13 protein-coding genes and 2 pseudogenes are annotated in these 15362 nt (G+C 53.7%); 8 read left to right on the top strand and 7 right to left on the bottom strand.

The genetic code is table 11. The features are described 5' to 3' along the window. Window positions 1–849 precede the first annotated feature (849 nt). Window positions 850–1053: a helix-turn-helix transcriptional regulator gene (locus KG088_RS14345; RefSeq protein ID WP_213826462.1), complete on the top strand. Its 204-nt coding sequence runs from the start codon at window positions 850–852 to the stop codon at window positions 1051–1053. A gap of 22 nt (window positions 1054–1075) precedes the next feature. On the opposite strand, the pseudogene KG088_RS14340 reads toward KG088_RS14345, so the two are convergent. Next, window positions 1076–2348: pseudogene (locus KG088_RS14340) on the bottom strand (IS256 family transposase). A gap of 420 nt (window positions 2349–2768) precedes the next feature. Here KG088_RS14340 and KG088_RS14335 point away from each other — a divergent pair. The 4 genes from KG088_RS14335 (at window position 2769) to KG088_RS14320 (ending at window position 4954) form a co-directional block, all read left to right on the top strand. Continuing rightward, the gene (locus tag KG088_RS14335) at window positions 2769–3329 is read left to right on the top strand and encodes an anti-virulence regulator CigR family protein (RefSeq protein ID WP_213826460.1); all 561 of its coding nucleotides are present in this window, start codon (window positions 2769–2771) and stop codon (window positions 3327–3329) included. 216 nt (window positions 3330–3545) lie between these two features. Further along, window positions 3546–3767 carry an ATP-binding protein gene (locus KG088_RS14330; protein ID WP_213826458.1) on the top strand — a complete coding sequence of 74 codons (222 nt, stop codon included), beginning with the start codon at window positions 3546–3548 and terminating at the stop codon, window positions 3765–3767. A gap of 30 nt (window positions 3768–3797) precedes the next feature. Beyond that, window positions 3798–4403, top strand: a complete 606-nt coding sequence (locus KG088_RS14325; protein WP_213826456.1) for a class I SAM-dependent methyltransferase — start codon at window positions 3798–3800, stop codon at window positions 4401–4403. 209 nt (window positions 4404–4612) lie between these two features. Continuing rightward, window positions 4613–4954: a hypothetical protein gene (locus KG088_RS14320; protein ID WP_213826454.1), complete on the top strand. Its 342-nt coding sequence runs from the start codon at window positions 4613–4615 to the stop codon at window positions 4952–4954. A 792-nt stretch (window positions 4955–5746) separates the two neighbouring features. Here KG088_RS14320 and KG088_RS14315 read toward each other — a convergent pair. After that, complete coding sequence (locus KG088_RS14315) at window positions 5747–7228, bottom strand: hypothetical protein (RefSeq protein WP_213826452.1); 1482 nt, start codon at window positions 7226–7228, stop codon at window positions 5747–5749. A gap of 618 nt (window positions 7229–7846) precedes the next feature. Between KG088_RS14315 and KG088_RS14310 the strand changes: the two genes are divergently transcribed. After that, a complete protein-coding gene (locus KG088_RS14310) occupies window positions 7847–8350 on the top strand; it encodes a DUF6957 family protein (RefSeq protein ID WP_213826450.1) in 504 nt (167 codons plus the stop codon). A 226-nt stretch (window positions 8351–8576) separates the two neighbouring features. Here the strand turns inward: KG088_RS14310 and KG088_RS14305 are convergent, their stop codons facing one another. After that, window positions 8577–9050: a hypothetical protein gene (locus KG088_RS14305; RefSeq protein ID WP_213826448.1), complete on the bottom strand. Its 474-nt coding sequence runs from the start codon at window positions 9048–9050 to the stop codon at window positions 8577–8579. Window positions 9051–9111: 61 nt separating this feature from the next. Here KG088_RS14305 and KG088_RS14300 point away from each other — a divergent pair, with 61 nt between their 5' ends. Both KG088_RS14300 and KG088_RS14295 read left to right on the top strand, forming a co-directional pair. Beyond that, window positions 9112–9681 carry a hypothetical protein gene (locus KG088_RS14300; protein ID WP_213826446.1) on the top strand — a complete coding sequence of 190 codons (570 nt, stop codon included), beginning with the start codon at window positions 9112–9114 and terminating at the stop codon, window positions 9679–9681. A 611-nt stretch (window positions 9682–10292) separates the two neighbouring features. Beyond that, window positions 10293–10737 (top strand): annotated as a pseudogene (locus KG088_RS14295) (IS481 family transposase); the annotation flags it as partial. A 340-nt stretch (window positions 10738–11077) separates the two neighbouring features. Here the strand turns inward: KG088_RS14295 and KG088_RS14290 are convergent. The 4 genes from KG088_RS14290 to KG088_RS14275 all read right to left on the bottom strand — a co-directional run bounded on the left by KG088_RS14290 (window position 11078) and on the right by KG088_RS14275 (window position 15282). Then, a complete protein-coding gene (locus KG088_RS14290) occupies window positions 11078–13021 on the bottom strand; it encodes an alpha/beta hydrolase domain-containing protein (RefSeq protein ID WP_213826445.1) in 1944 nt (647 codons plus the stop codon). A gap of 62 nt (window positions 13022–13083) precedes the next feature. Further along, window positions 13084–13221, bottom strand: a complete 138-nt coding sequence (locus tag KG088_RS14285; protein WP_213826443.1) for a hypothetical protein — start codon at window positions 13219–13221, stop codon at window positions 13084–13086. Between the two features lie 115 nt (window positions 13222–13336). Then, on the bottom strand, window positions 13337–14086 hold the full coding sequence (locus KG088_RS14280; protein WP_213826441.1) for an SGNH/GDSL hydrolase family protein: 750 nt from the start codon (window positions 14084–14086) through the stop codon (window positions 13337–13339). A gap of 923 nt (window positions 14087–15009) precedes the next feature. Continuing rightward, a complete protein-coding gene (locus KG088_RS14275; protein WP_213826439.1) occupies window positions 15010–15282 on the bottom strand; it encodes a ribbon-helix-helix protein, CopG family in 273 nt (90 codons plus the stop codon). Between the last annotated feature and the right edge of the window lie 80 nt (window positions 15283–15362).

Below are 15362 nucleotides of genomic sequence, written 5' to 3'. Positions count from 1 at the left end.
TATAAGATTGTTTTGTAACATGTTTTTTTATCAGAACTTTATTAATACCCCCATATGTACCCCCACACACCTGGGATGCCAGGGATCTATGTGGGACATCTAGGGAAATTACAGTTACTCAACACGCCAACGCGCCACATAAGACCAAAGTATAACCTCTACCTTGGCAACACTCCTGCTTACAAGCTGAGCAGATGATATCACCAGATCATGGGTCCTTGAACAAATTTGATGTCCATAGCCACCTGCTGTCAGGGGATCAACGCCACACAGACAAGAAGGCGGCGAAGCTGAAGACTGAATTTTCTTGCCCGCGTCTCGATGCCGACGTCCTGCTTTCCCACCGCATCGTCGGAACCCCCTGAAACGATTGGTTCGTCCAGGGCCTCGACTATCCCACGTCCTACATATACTTTACCGAAGCATCAGGCATTTGGCACGGGAGTACCCTTCTTTCTATTTGACCTGTTCATGGCGAATCAACCCATGCACGTGGGGCAGCGTGAGGCAGGGCAACTGGTCGCTAGGGCGTGCTCGATTCACCCATACACTGGAGGCACCGAAATTCTATTTAGACGCCGCCCAGGGTAATGCTCATCTGGTGCCCCTCATCCTCAGACTATGAAACCCAATCCTATTAGTGTGTCACCTCCACGCCAGAGTGGTTGAGGAAGAGACCCTCCCATTGGCTAGGTGTACTTAGCTGGTCAAGATATCCGCAGTAGCTGGGCAAGATCAGTAGCGCCTGCATAAATGACAAAAGGGTATTGACAAACAGAGGAACTGTACATATCATCAGCCGCAAGAAAGCTTTGCAGGCAAAGCCTCGCAAGGCGCCCTTGGTGCAAAATGTCAAAGCGACTTATAAAGAAAGAAATTGTTCTCGATAAGACTTCTTTAAGCAAATCTAGCTTGTATCGTCTGATCAAGGCAGGCAAATTCCCTCCCCCTGTACCACTGACAGGCAGAGCCGTAGCATGGCTTGAATCAGAGATTGATGAGTGGATTGACTATCAAGTCAACGCACGCTGTTATCTGTCAGAACTGAGTTAATGACAAATCTGGTATCCATCAGTCAGGCAGCATCCCTGTTTGACTGTTCGGTTACCTGCTCCCCGTCCTTGAACTTGATGTTGCTGAAGACCAGAACCAGCTTCTGGAAATGCCTGATTCCTCTCCTATGTGCCTCGGCGCTCTGAAACAGCGTGAAGACCATTGCCATGGCCGTCGCACGGGACTCGCAGTTCTTACTGCGCTTGCTCCACAGGCGAACCGTGACGAAGCGGATGGCCGCCTCGATCGACACGACCGCGTTGGTGGTGCGGATACGCGTCCAGTACTCTGCCGGGTAGTCGTAGAACGCCAGCAGCTCCTCCCGATCCTTGGCCATGCACGCCATCGCCTTGGGGTACTTGGCCTCGAAGCGTTTCAGGGTGCGATCGAAAGCCTTGTGCACCCTGTCGCGGGTCTCGGCCATCCAGATGTCATGGAGGTCGGCCTTGGCCTTGGGCTGCACGGACTTCGGCAGCTTGTTCAGCTCGTTAGCCGTCTTGTAAACCCATCAACGCTGATGGTTAGTCTCCGGGTAAATCTTGCACAGAGCTAACCAGAACCCCATGGCACCGTCGCCCACCGCCAGCTTGGGGCCGCCTGGGTCAGGCCGCGCTCTCGCAGGCCTGTCAGCAAGGTCTCCCAGCTGTCTGCCGACTCGCGGAAGCCGTCTTCGACGGCCAACAGTTCTTTGCGGCCCGGCTCGTTAACTCCGATGATTACTAGCAGGCACAGGCGGTCATCCATGCGCACGTTGCTGTACGCACCGTCGGCCCAACAGTAAAAGTAGCGTCGATCTGCCAGGTCCCGCTGCCGCCACTCGGTATGCTCGTCTTCCCACTGCTTCTTGAGCCGTGACACCGTGTTGGCCGACAGCCCTTTGGCCTGGTCGCCCATCAGCGCCGCCAGGGCCTCCTGGTAGTCGCCGGTTGAGATCCCCTTCAAGTAGAGCCAGGGGATCAGCGCCTCGATGCTGCGGGCCCGCTTCAGGTAGGGCGGTAGCAGGCTGCTGTTGAAGCGAGCGCCACCGCCAATGCGGTCACGCACCTTGGGCACCTGCACGCTGACGTCCCCGATCCCGCCCGGTCTGTACCGTGCGCTCGGGCATGTAGCCGTTGCGAACCACGGCCTGGCGGCCATCGTCGAGTCGCTGGTCGGCAGTCTGCGACAGGAAGCTGGATAGCTCAGCCTCGACGGCATTGGTGATCAGGTCACGGGCCCTGGCGCAGCAGCTCGTGCAGCGGGTCAGTGACCTGGTATTCTGGTTGTGAAAGAGCCCGGAGGGTAGAATCGGTCATGGCGTATCCATTCCGTGTTGATTGTGAGCTGGCGAGATCAATCAACAGGGCACGCCACCTTTCCTACCTCCTCCCGTATACCAGAAGTCACCATAGCTCGTAATCAGCCGGCCGGCCTGCATAACCGCCGGTATCGCCATAGCGTAAAGGTGCCAATACTCCAGTTGTTAGAACGTCAGAACGTCGGTATCCAGCGGGTGGATATGGGCGGGTGATTGCTTCTAGACGGGTCTCCTGCTTGGAGCCTCACACCTACTTCAGCCCCTTGTCTGCTGCAATGCAGCAGAATTTCCGATTTATTCCGAATCACGATAACTCCCTGATTCTTGCACTCGAATCGACACGTTCGCCTCTATACTCATGGTACTTAATCATGAAAACCATTGTGGAAAGGGGCTTACGATGTTCAGGACAAGGTTCTTGCGTCCCCTGGTGCTGGTCCCACTGACGGTTTTGCTGACCCTTGGCGGCGCCGCGCTGGCACAGCCGCCGGATAACCCCGGCCGTGGCCACGGGGCTGCTCAGCGACACGGGCATGAACGTGGCGATGCAGTCTCGCCTGGCAAGGGGCAAGGGAAGGGCAATAGCCAGCACCAGCGGCAGTCTCGCCCGGTGGAAGACGACCGCCGCTATCGCGAGGATAACCGCGACTATGATTACCGGGCGGATCGCGAGCGGCGCGACTATCGGGATCGCCGCGACGGGCCTGTCATCGAGGAGCGCGAAATCCGCCGGATCTTCGAGCAGAGGCCCGATCGGCTATCCCGTAAAGAGATCGAGCGTCTTCCGCCGGGTATCCGCAAGAACCTGGTTCGTGGCAAGCCATTGCCTCCTGGCATCGCCAAGCGCTTCGACGACCGCCTGGTACATGAGCTGCCACGCTACCCAGGCTATGAATGGCGCCATGCGGGGTCGGATGCCATCCTCGTGGACGCCACCAACGAGATCATCTACCGAATGTTGACCGACATCCTTCGCTGACGCATCCCTCAGCCAGACCCAGACGCCGTGGCATCTGCGACGGCGACTGTGTCCTTTACATTTCCTCGCGATCGGTATCGGCCATTCCGGCGCGTCATTTATCGAAGCGGCCTGACGCCCTACGCTGATCTCGTCACTCACCGACGGGGAATCTGCTCCTATGCCTACCAAACACTATCCACCCTACCCGGCTGAGTAGCAGCAGGACCTAATGGAGTGACCGAGGCCCGCTATGGCCAGGGCTCGACGTTGATGGCCAGCCAGTTGTCCATCGAGTACTGGCAAGACACCATCGGCGCGGTGACGGTGGCCGACGACATCCTGGACAGGTCGGCTTACAAAACCAGAGCCAGCGAGAGGCCGATAAGCAAATCGGTTTCGATCGCCGGAATACACAACTCCACTATAGTGGACCCTGAAATCAAGACACGGGTTTAAGCTATAGCCTGGCCGATTTCGAAGGGATCGATGATGTCGACTCAGGACCGTATGTTTCCTGCCACTGCCATGCCGGACAGGGAATGGTGGCATGCTCTGTGGCCTGACCCTGACAAGGTCGTCAGTGCTTTACGCATAGGGCAAGGGATAATGGTTGTCGACCTGGGTTGTGGGGATGGTTATTTTACCGCCGCTATCGCCCGGCAGGTCGGCGCGGGACACGTCGTCGGTGTCGACCTCGATCCAGTCATGCTGGAGCAAGCGCAAGCGGCATACGAAGGAATGTCGAATTGCAGCTGGCTACTGGGGGACGCCATGGCGCTTAGCCGTCTTCTAGATGCATCGGCAGACTATGTGCTGATCGCCAACACCTTTCACGGAGTGCCAGACAAGACAGCTATGGCACAGGAAATCGCCAAGGCCCTGAAACCCAACGGCCGGTTGGCTATCGTCAATTGGCATCCCCTGCCACGAGAACAGACGACTGTGTTCGGGCACCCACGAGGCCCGAAGACCGCAATGCGCATGTCGACGGAACAAACCCGCAAGGTGGTCGAGCCTGCCGGCTTTAAACTGGAGACGCAGGTCGAGCTTCCTCCCTACCACTACGGGGCAGTTTTCATCCGTACACACTGATTCGGAAGTGACCCTCGTCCGCCCTACCGATAGAAATACTCACCAAGAGGTTCAACATGGTATCCAAAAATGAAGACGCCAATGCAGGAAACGGATCGCAGCACGAAGATGGGGGAGCTGCCAGCCCGATGATGGGGATCGACATGATGAAGAAGATGATGGCTGAGATGGACTAGGAAGGCCAAGGCCCCATGGCTAGGATGCAGAAGATGATGGGGCAGATGGGGAACCAGCCCGGCAGTGAGGCTGCAAACCCGATGCCCCAGATGATGGGGATGTGCATGTGTTCGGAGATGTTGATCGCCATTCACAGAACATCCTTGATGGCGGCCATTGCTACGTCCAAGCTTCACACCCTATTCGCCAAATGGATGGAAGGCTTGGAAAACGAGGCGCTCGCGGCTCTGAACCAACAGGGCGAGGTAGATGCAGCGACCTTGGCGACGAAGCTGGAGATCAGGGAAGAAACCGCAATCTACCTAGTTGCGAAGCTTGCCAGCAAGGGCAAGGTAAGCCTGAATATTCGCGCCATCGAGAAAGGTGAGCCGTGAGTCCCATTGTCCTGGAGTCCGTGTTGACCCGCCCCAAATTTGAATTGACACAGCTGGACGCCATCATGCCGATCGAAAACATACTAATTATTTTACCAGTGTTACAACTGCAAGGTGATGCTGTGCCCCCACCGGCGACTGCTGCGTATTCAGTTCCCTGGAAACGGTGAAATGCACGCCGAATCAGACTCAGCAAGGGCCAGCACCTTTGCGTCCAGCCCTTACTAGCTATACGTATGCGCTCTCCACCTATCCGACCTCCCATTAAATCTTAAAAGCCTTCACAATAGCTCAAAACAAGGGGAATAATTGGTTTCCTTACCTTACCCCTGCCCTACCCTCTTCTCCCTAGGCCAAATCCATTAAATCACTGTATTTCAAGCTCAGGCTAGATATAGTGGAGTGCAACTGGATTTCTCTTAATCTACCACCACCTGGCACCATCAGGTATAATACAAACCAAGCTAACAAAAGAAATATCTGACATACACACTCTATATTCAATATCTCTGGATGGAAATATATAATAGACCTGTCAGGTATTTATAGTTTAACATACATACTACTCAGGTATTATCATTTAATTAATAAACCATAGTATAGATATACTAATGAATATAATATATACCAGGTCAATATAAGGCATATTAAAGAGATGCTATACACATCACTACCAAAGGGCCACACCTATTCATACTATTAGCCAAGAAAAACAGAAAGATCAAACCCTGAAGCCCTGCACCAAGGCTAACGTCGTGACAATAATGCTAAATGGCACAGGACATGATATATTTAAAGAAGATCAGCTTCCAAACTCAAAGAAAACCCAGTCTTCTCTTTTACCCTTTTCTCCAACTCAACAAGATCAGGCATAAATTTTACGGTCACTCCATCATGCTGCAACAACACAAGATTTCCCTTCAACTCCTCAATCATCACACGCAAAGCTTCAGATTCAGCGCCCTGCAAAATATGAGACAAAATCTTAGGCTCCGACTTTGATATACTAATTTCCCTACCGGCATCATTCACTACGACACCTCCCTTTTTCTTGGTCTGTTTTGTGTAATACTCAACAACTACACAGCTCGCCTTTCTCAGATCCTCAAGTAATCCTTGCAACATCGGATGAGTAGCCAACCTCTCCACCACATCCCTACCAAGCTCGGCCTCAATCGCATTCTTTTTGTCATCAAAAGACTCACGGGAGCCTCGACACCGCAAAACAGCGCCATAAATCAATGAAATCAATACAAATTTGGCATCATCGATCGTGATACCTGCAAAGCCTGCAATCTGATTTCTAAGCAGTTTCTTGTTATCCAGATAGTAGGAAATATTTGGGGTATCAATACCGATCCGCATAGCCATCTGAGAAAGTAGCGACCAATGGCAGTTCTCAATATCAACGTCATAACATCCCTGTAATGCTAACCTACGCACCTCGCCTACGCAGCGCTGGAGGTTAACATGCCCCATAGCGTACAGTCGCCCCGCCTTGCTCTCAGAATAGATTGTGGGAACGAACATACCCTCTCCCTTGCACTGAAGAGATATTACCAACATTACTTTTGCTTGATCTCGAGCCATTCTGACACGTCCATCTGCCTTATGATGACCGTAACATCGTTCATACTCATCCCAATGCTTTTTTAGCCATCCTAAACGTGCTGAAAATAAATCACCATTCAACCAACACTCCGCCGCTTCAATTAGGTGCTGGAGGTTCTGAGTATTGATTTCCACTAGTGACGACATCACACTGCGAGGAAATCGGCATTTCGATCCTGTTGCTGTGATACTGCGAAATGCATCGGATGGTGTGCGATACGGAGCACCAGCGGCATCGATCATGCCAGTTATTAATTTATTATTTTTGGTTGCGAGGTTAGACATAAATTCTGAGAAGAATCCGGATGCAACCTCCCGGCCATGACTGGTCAACTCCCAGCCAGATGCGTACCGTCCTTTCACCCCTTCTAGTTCCTTGTCGAACCATCCCAGTTTGTCATTTATTTCATCGAACCGTGCCGCCGAAACGAAGATGTCTTGCTTCGCTCTCCAGTGGATAGGTGTCAGGTCAGGACGATGCGATTTGTGGGGAATAGCGTTTGCGAACATTGCCCACATAAATGAGGCTAACCCACGTTGCTCTTTTTCCATGAGTGATGAAAAATAAGAATCTTGATGTAGAGAGGCATCCCAGGATTCAGGTCGGAAATGGAAAAAACTGGTGAGCGCCTGGTTGGCTTTAGACTTTTTTCTTGTAGACATATTCTGATGTGATTGTGTGAATATAGTATCACATCAGCCAAGAAAATAAAGAGTAACTTTAACGTTCTTTTACAAAACATGAACTTTGTCCAATAGTGGACAGTGCCAGATCTCGGAACCGAAAGAGATGCCTACTATCGGCAATGTCATGTGGGGCGCTATCTCGACCGCTCGACGGTCGACGCCCTTGTCCATTAATGGACAGTATCAGCGTCTGGCGCGGCAGCTCGGCATCAATCACACTGTCCACTAGTGGACAATGCCGGGACCCGGAGCCTGATAAAATACTATCCTTCGTTGACTTGCTGTGTCGGAGTATTCTCTAGGCGGCAAGACATTGGGCGTATTATTCATAGTATCAGTCCATCGCTTGATGCTTTATCAAGCCCTTATCATTGGCAGTTTGTTATTGTTGGTAAAAATGCGGCTCACGAAACAAGAAGTGAAATCACCTTGTCCAAAACGGCTTTATGACACCTATAGGGTCCCATTCCCAACAAATAAGGCTTTATGTCAATTTATAACAGTAACAACACTCGACGTTTCAATTAATGATCAATCCGTCTTGCGCCCCTCGTAAATGCAGCTATTATTAACAAATCCAGACAGGAGATAAACATGATACTCAGCGAAGAAGACAGAAAAAATGAAGAAGAGGCCCTGCGTGAGCGATACAGGAATAAATTCCATCCTGATGTGGTGGAAGCTTTCATAAAACAGCTTTGCGAGTACCGAGTTGTCCATGCCAATCCGACTTGGGCTGTGGCAGAAGAAGGAATCGAAAAAAAGGCTTGCATAGTAAGAGACTGGGAAATCATAAATGTCGTAGATGCTGGCGAATTTATGCAGATACTGTTTTCCGACTACGTTGTGTCAGATTACAAAGCCCGTTTCATGCCAGGGGAGTACGTGTCTACCAGCAAAATCAGTCATTTTGATGAAGACACTGGCTTGGTGAAGACCGCAAACTCACTTTACTGCTTGTCTGGCAATGGCGAGGAGGTTAATGCAACGCTGCGAGAAGCCTACAACGTGCGCACGCTGGGACAGTCCCTGCATGTGCTGAGGAATGTAGAAGGTCAGCTAGGCCCGGATGCTTCCTTCAGGCCGTCCGATGAATGAGACCCTTGATCAGCTTGCTTCTCGATCATTAAGGTATCAGCCTGAGCCAGGGTACACGAACATGATGTCAAACGCCGACGGTGAAAAAGATCGCCTAGAGGCCCTCAAGGTCCAAATAAGCACTTAGGTCGAGTTCAACAAAATGGTGGGAAGGCTGAAGTCGCTACACATATTCAGAACGGTCGAGCGCAATATCGGCACCATCCAGGGTCGCACCGAGTAGTCCTCAGGCATAGCCGCCCTGGTCGATGTGCTCAATGTAGCTCAGCACCTCAGCCATCCTCCCCCGGGCGACCAATTGCTGGACCGTGAGGTCTTCCAGTGCGGGAATTGGCGTCTCCCTATACCAGCGCAGCGCTTCTGCTCTAGAGCCCGCCCATACCTCGACACGAGGCAAAATGACTTTCTCCGCTGGATCCTTGCCGTGTATCTGATCGATTCGATAATGCAGGAAAGACAGGATCTCCTCAGGATCGCGGAGCTGATGCATCTCGGGGTGGCCTGATGGGTGATCGATTCCCTCGACGCTGATGTAGAACCCTGCGTCTGAAAATGCTGTCGAGATAGTGATGTTGTAGCGGTTCCCCTGTGCATCTGATGTCCAGAGAAAAGCCTCGCGGCTCCAGAGATCTAGGTCGACGCCCTCTCCCGCAAAATCACTTCTGCGGGACTCCAGGATGCGCAGAAGTCGCTTCTCCATTTGACGCCGCATGCGCATCGACCAGTGAGGCATAGTGGACTACCCTTTCGAGATGGAAAAGATGATACGTGTTGATAACTATAACTCACTCCGCTTTATAATGTGGAGCTTCCCAGGGGTTAAAGAAATTTCTCGGGAAGACGCACATATGCGCTACGCGTCGACGTGGGAATATGTCTTTATCCGCTCGCTTGAAGATCACGAAATTCATTTCATAAATAGCTTGATAGAGGAATTTGGACCGATCATTCCTCAGTATCGCACATTTCAAAGCTATAGCAATGAGCGGCCCTATACCTCAGGTCGCCCGATCACTCAACTCTCCCCGCTCACCACTTCCATTGTAATAACCGTGGAAGACTACCCGCAATTACACAAAAGCGCACTCCGCCATAATTTAAGCGACACAGAGATGACGCGGAACGATGCATTTCTATGGTACACAGAGCATTGGTACGATATTGATCTGGATACGATGGTTGATCGCGAAAATCACTTCATCAATGAACTGATTTTTGAATTCGGGCCTATCCTGCCATCTGTCGACCCCGAAAATGAGGATGTTGTCGGAAAGCCCATCATCAGCGTGAGACCGCTAATCATCAGCTGGATCGAACGGCCGGTGAAATGACTTTACGCTCCCACGTAGCCGATTCAGTGGTGTCTGGGTCGGGTCAGGACCACGTGGCGATACGTGCGGCACGATATAGACTCCATCCGTCACGAGCACATCATTTGCCGCCGACTGTATCGCCTCAGCGCCCGGTATGCGTAGCTGGTCAATCAGAACGTCCAGCTCCAGGGAATGCCCCTTCCCGCGTCGAGCAGCGCTGCACTCGGCATCAGGGTGCGTTTCAGAAACCCATTTTGTGAATTTCTCAAGAGCCGCCACCTAAACTTCATCCAGTTCAATCATCACCCCTCCTTTCTGGTCTCGTCACTTCTTCCCTGTAATCCAGTATTCTGCAAAAGCAACGCCGACTGCCATGATAAGCAGCGTCGACGCCACCAAAATCCTTTCTAAATACTCATTCATAAACGACCTACCCTTACGCCTGTCCCTTAGTTCGGGCGCGCTGTGCGGCAAAATACGCCTCCACTTCTTCATTGGTGAAGCCTTGCCTAGTTCTACTGTGTCACAAATTGACTTTGCTAAGTGTAGGGTCCCGGATGATCAGATGACCCATAGGAGTTATTTACTGATGGAAGGCAGAGTGCTTCTTCAGCAATTAATTCGGGTACATGTTCGTTCCCATCCAGCTGCGTAAACAAACCACCGCGACACCGAAGATCCGTGCCGAGATCCAGGCAGCATCCGCCGGCATCAGCGATAGCGCGCTGGCCCGCCAGTACGGTGTCGGAGATTCGAACATTCGCCGTTGGCGGTACCGTGATGATGCTCATGACCGCTCACACACGCGACACAACCTGCTGGCCACGCTGACGCCAGAGCAGGAGGAGGTGCTGATCGCTCCCGGGCTTTCCTGCGCCTCGGCCTCGATGACCTGCTCGTCGTGGCACGCGAGTTCCTGACGCTCGGTTGTCACGCTCCGGCCTGCATCGCATGCTCAAGCGGCGTGAGGTGCCGACGCTGGCGGCGCTGGCTCGGCAGGATGCCGGCGATGACGATAAGTCCCGACACAAGCCCTTCAAGGCGTATGAGCCGGGGTACGTGCACATCGACATCAACCCGGGATAGTCATGAAAAAGGACTGAAAAAAAGATAGCGGATGGCAATCTTTAAAAAAATCAATCAGTTCCGGCAAGAACGCGATTCCAATAGACCAACCGCTATGTAAGCGAGCAGACCCAAAAAAAGGAAATATATGCTCCCCGCTGGACGCAGGAGACGACCATTGGCACATGCTGCGTAGAGCGCCATCTCGTTTCGGGTCGAAGCTCCTATTCGCTTACTTCCAGTAGTGCAGTAGATCATAGGGCGCACGCCTCGGCCGCCCAGGGAAATCAAATCCAACGCACGTACCGCCCAACCGATGCTCGACCAGTTGAAGCGGACCCGTACGCCTCTACTGTTTCTCCGTCGGGGTCTCCGTCGGGAATGTAGGTGCTCCGTCGATAACAAGCTCGACGTCCTCGGCTAACATCAGGTTTTCGTCAACAAGATCCTCTGCCGCAGCTCGCACTGCCTCAACGTAGCCCTCCTGACTGTTATAGCGGACGCTGACCGGACGACGGCTATCCGCGTCAGTCTGTGATGCTGGAAACGCGACGAAGCTGCCGGTCAGGCCGCAGAGGCCCCCCTCACCAAACCCCTCGTCCCGCAGATTCCAACCCCAGTATGTCCCGAGCGGCGCCGCGATGAAGGGCTCGTGCACGCCGCCCTGTGGAATGCCGTCGTCGTCCACCGTCGGCACGCGGACCGGGTACGCCTCGCCGGCGGTCGGTGGCGTCGTGCCGTGATCCATCACCCGCAGAACATTGGGCACTGGCTCCGGAACGGTTCCGTCGATGCGCGGCAGCTTCAGCGCATCCAGCTCGACCAGAGTGCCAGGTTCGAGGCCGGGGTAGACGCTGGCGGGTGGCTCGGTTCCGTCTTTCACCCACGCTTCCATAGCGACGACGAGAGCACGCATTGTCGGCGCCACGCTGACCGGATTGGTCGGGTAGACACAGACTGGGCTTTCACTCGATTCGCCGTCCCAGCCGTTGAAGTGCGGCGCCCCGGCGAGGAAATAGAGTCGGACGCCATCAGGCATCTCCAGTGCCTCGCCGTCAGGTGTCGTCGATACCAGCGACGCCCGCGCCTGCCAGAACTCTGTCGAGGTATCGCTGTGCATCAGCAACGGACAGGTGTTGGTAGCCTCGCATGCGGCTAGGATACTGTCCGTCTCCCCGGTCAGCGGGTCCGTCAGCTCGACATAGGTGAACGGAAACTGGTCCCCGGGGAAGTCGTGATCCTCATGCTGGCGCGAATAGCGGCCAGGCTGTGCGAACCGGTAGTTCGTGTAGGTCTTCCGCGACCCGGCGATGTGCGGCATGGCGCCGTCGAACACTCGCGCCCCGCCCTCATCCGCATTGAACCCCTGGTAGATAAGGTCGCGCAGAAACCGCCCGGACTGCGAGATACCCATCCCCACGGTGCGCTCGATAGCCGTGATGGGGCTCTCGACGTCGTGGCCCGAATTCCCACGAAGGAAGGAGACAAGGTCGCTCGTCGCGACAAAGGCAAGCCCGGTCGGCAGCGCGTCCTTGGCCGGGTAAATGAACTCGTAAATGGCGCCCGCGTCGAAACCCTCGGGCCGGGTGATTTCGACAGTGCGCTCGTCGATGTACTGGAAGGACAGCCCTTCTGGTGTCTCGCGCGGCGCTTCCGGCGTAGAGCGTACCGTAAGCGTCGCCGATGCCGGGTCAAGGTCGGCGGCCGGATAGCTCAGTGCCTCGGTGCTGACGGACTCAGTGTCGTCGAAGATGAACTCCTCGCGCGATGGGCCCGTAACGTTTTCGAGAACCGGCAGGCTCACCGTCAGCAGGTCGTCGGCAAGCCCGGTCTGCCAACCGCCCCAGACCATCGTATGGCCCTGCTCCATTATGAAGCCATCGCCGGGGTCGTCGACGGTGAAGCTGCCGCTGCCGACGGATAGGTTTAGCAGTGGAAAACTCAGGTTTCGGCCTCTGTTGGGTACCTCGTAGAATAGCGTCCCCGATCCTTCACCCGTGGGGCGCAGGACCACGACTTCGGCGCTGAACTCGACTTCTCCTCTGTCGTTGACGGGCGCCTCGTCGATATCGACGATCGCTGCTGCGCGCTCCGATGCAGTATCCAAGGCGAAATGCGCGACCGCATTGATGCGCTCGTAGGTTCCGGCTTCACCGAAGGTCTTACCGTCGTAGACGGACTCGGACGACAGGACCTCGAGACGAGTGACCTTCGCCTCGGCAGGGGTCAGAGATACCATCACGACGGCGGAAGCAGTGGCAATTGTTGCGAGGCAGTTTCTACAATTATTCATTGTAATCCTTCCAGATCTTCTGATGTTCGGTGAGGCTGACGACACGGCGGCGAAATTGACTTTTAATTAAAGATGTAGAGCAACTGCTCAGGGTTGGGGGTTTCGAGCGTATCGACCTGGGGCGGAGTTTGGGCGGCCGCACAGATAGGAAGTAGAGCAAAGCTGGTGAGAGCAATAAAGCTGACTGTACGTGCTTGCATTGGTATCGTCTCCTTTATTTGATAAGCGCTTAAGTCATGGCAGAATCAGGCGTCAGTAGCCGGCTGGCTAACCTGAGGATCAGCCAACCGCGTGGTCCCGAGGACACAGCGCACATTACTCCAAGACTTCCTTGACTTTGTCGGCAACCCCGACGCCAATTTCCTTGTGCGCCTCTGCACTGAAGTGGACGCCATCTACCCCGTCCGTTGTCGTCAGGGTGCCGACATCGAAAAACTCCGCTCCGGCAGCCTTCGCCACAGCTTCATAGAGTGCGGGAAGTGCCTCTGTTTTTTCGACGCCACCGGCAAACCTTTCAGCACGTCCTTCAGGCGCGAGATCTCCAAGTGGCGGTGGAGAAAGAACCAAGACTTCTGGTGCAGAATAAGATGTTCCAACACCGCCTCCAGTCTGATCCACAATATCGATCAGCTTACCGATGCCAAGCGAAATCCGAAACGGTGAGCGATCGAACATCGCTTTCACATCGTTGGTACCCAGCATGATCACAACCAAGTCAAGCGGCAGATGGGATGCAAGTGCCGGTGAGAGGTAGGCGGATCCATCGAGTCCGGCACCTGAAATGTGAGGTAGCGTGGGGTCAGGTATATCAGTTGTACGTGCGCTCAAACCCTCTACAACCACTTCATAGTCAGACCCTAACCTTTCTTTTAGAACGCCCGGCCAGCGAACGTCAGCTGGATAACGGGTGGTCGGGCCACTCTCGACAGGCATATACCCCCAAGTATTGGAGTCGCCGTAAATCATTATGCGCTTCACGTTCTCATCGGCAGCATACGCGACGTTTACTGCGAGAATCGCAACCACCGCCAAGCCGCCAAAAAATCTTCGTGGCATGATAGACATTCAAAATTCCCCTTATTTTTGTCTTTTAGATAAACGGTTTTTTCACTGCAATGAAGCTCATCACTGATTCACTGTAGCAAAGACATGCAGCGCTCGCTTACAAATTATTCACCTATTTATCCAGGTTGCTAGTGTCTTAGTATGTATATGCCTGGACTCGCGTATGGCCACCGATGACTGGGCGTTGACAGCCGCGACATAGCGGAGGTTGGTCTTGTTGACCTCAGATCCATTGATGCGTTTACAGCGTTTCTGAACTCCTGAAAAATGTGGGATACCATTGCCAGGATCTCTTGCAGAGAGCCACAGTGGCGGCTAAATTAGGGCTTCAGGTAGGCCGTGATGAGGAACAATGGGTTGGATACTGGAACCGCTGCACTTGCGTCTTCGCCGGTATCGTTCCGGACACGATGGCTGATCGCGAAAAGCAGTTCCTCAATGAGTAAGTTTTTGAGTTTTGGCCGATCCTCCCCAGCATCGCGCCTGACTCAGAAGAAGTCGAGGACGCTATTATCAGCGTGTGATCTGTTACCCAACAACGGGTCGAATGGAAAATGTTAGGTCGTCACACTCCTGCGCAGCCTGTTTGGGAGAGGCATGGTTTGGTCAGCTCCTACAGAAGCTCTTTCCCCCGTCGTGCAATACCGAACTGAAAGTCGAGGTATGCCTCCAAACCCGTTTGTTAGATTTCTTAAGCGTGACCACCTATGGATTCTCCAGATTAATCATCACGCCATACTCTCCACAAGGATAAGGCGAGGCATACCCTACCCCACCCTGTTCAGGGAAATCTGCCAGTCGGTCAGCAGCAGCACTGAGCAACTCATCCCTCCTCACGGCGGCTTGCGGGTGGCACTCTTCCAAGCAGTCCCAGATAACGATACGGTCAGCGAACGCCTCGGATGTCCAGAACACCCTCATGCTTAATCCTCAACCCGTGCCCGACGAGCAGCGAACCTTGCCTCTACCTCAGCATTTCTCAGCCCCTCACCAGCCTGCTTTGAGCGACGGGCGCTGTGTACCTTGCCTTGCAGGAAAGCTTCGTACTCCCGCGCTTCCCGCTGCTGCTGGACATACTCACGCATCAGCTCGCGCACAATCTCAGAGGCCGAGCGGTGCGCCGCCTCGGCTTCATACATGAACTCATCATTCAGATCGGACTCAAGCGTTATCGTGAACACAGTTTGCTTCACCATTATCCCGCCTCATTCATAAGGGTGCCGGACGAGCGTTATGAACCCCTTGGTTGTCGGTACTGGACAGCATTACCGGCCTC

The sequence above is a fragment of the Halomonas jincaotanensis genome (assembly GCF_018448785.1).
GTDB classification, from domain to species: Bacteria; Pseudomonadota; Gammaproteobacteria; order Pseudomonadales; family Halomonadaceae; genus Halomonas; species Halomonas jincaotanensis.
This window is presented reverse-complemented; position numbering and strand designations above follow the sequence as displayed.

What these genes read in the sequence shown, in the direction of transcription:
- KG088_RS14345 (WP_213826462.1), top strand. Translation starts at nt 850, where the DNA reads ATGTCAAAGCGACTTATAAAGAAAGAAATTGTTCTCGATAAGACTTCT.
- KG088_RS14325 (WP_213826456.1), top strand. Translation starts at nt 3,798, where the DNA reads ATGATGTCGACTCAGGACCGTATGTTTCCTGCCACTGCCATGCCGGAC.
- KG088_RS14320 (WP_213826454.1), top strand. Translation starts at nt 4,613, where the DNA reads ATGATGGGGCAGATGGGGAACCAGCCCGGCAGTGAGGCTGCAAACCCG.
- KG088_RS14315 (WP_213826452.1), bottom strand. Translation starts at nt 7,228, where the DNA reads ATGTCTACAAGAAAAAAGTCTAAAGCCAACCAGGCGCTCACCAGTTTT.
- KG088_RS14310 (WP_213826450.1), top strand. Translation starts at nt 7,847, where the DNA reads ATGATACTCAGCGAAGAAGACAGAAAAAATGAAGAAGAGGCCCTGCGT.
- KG088_RS14305 (WP_213826448.1), bottom strand. Translation starts at nt 9,050, where the DNA reads ATGGAGAAGCGACTTCTGCGCATCCTGGAGTCCCGCAGAAGTGATTTT.
- KG088_RS14300 (WP_213826446.1), top strand. Translation starts at nt 9,112, where the DNA reads ATGATACGTGTTGATAACTATAACTCACTCCGCTTTATAATGTGGAGC.
- KG088_RS14290 (WP_213826445.1), bottom strand. Translation starts at nt 13,021, where the DNA reads ATGAATAATTGTAGAAACTGCCTCGCAACAATTGCCACTGCTTCCGCC.
- KG088_RS14285 (WP_213826443.1), bottom strand. Translation starts at nt 13,221, where the DNA reads ATGCAAGCACGTACAGTCAGCTTTATTGCTCTCACCAGCTTTGCTCTA.
- KG088_RS14280 (WP_213826441.1), bottom strand. Translation starts at nt 14,086, where the DNA reads ATGTCTATCATGCCACGAAGATTTTTTGGCGGCTTGGCGGTGGTTGCG.
- KG088_RS14275 (WP_213826439.1), bottom strand. Translation starts at nt 15,282, where the DNA reads ATGGTGAAGCAAACTGTGTTCACGATAACGCTTGAGTCCGATCTGAAT.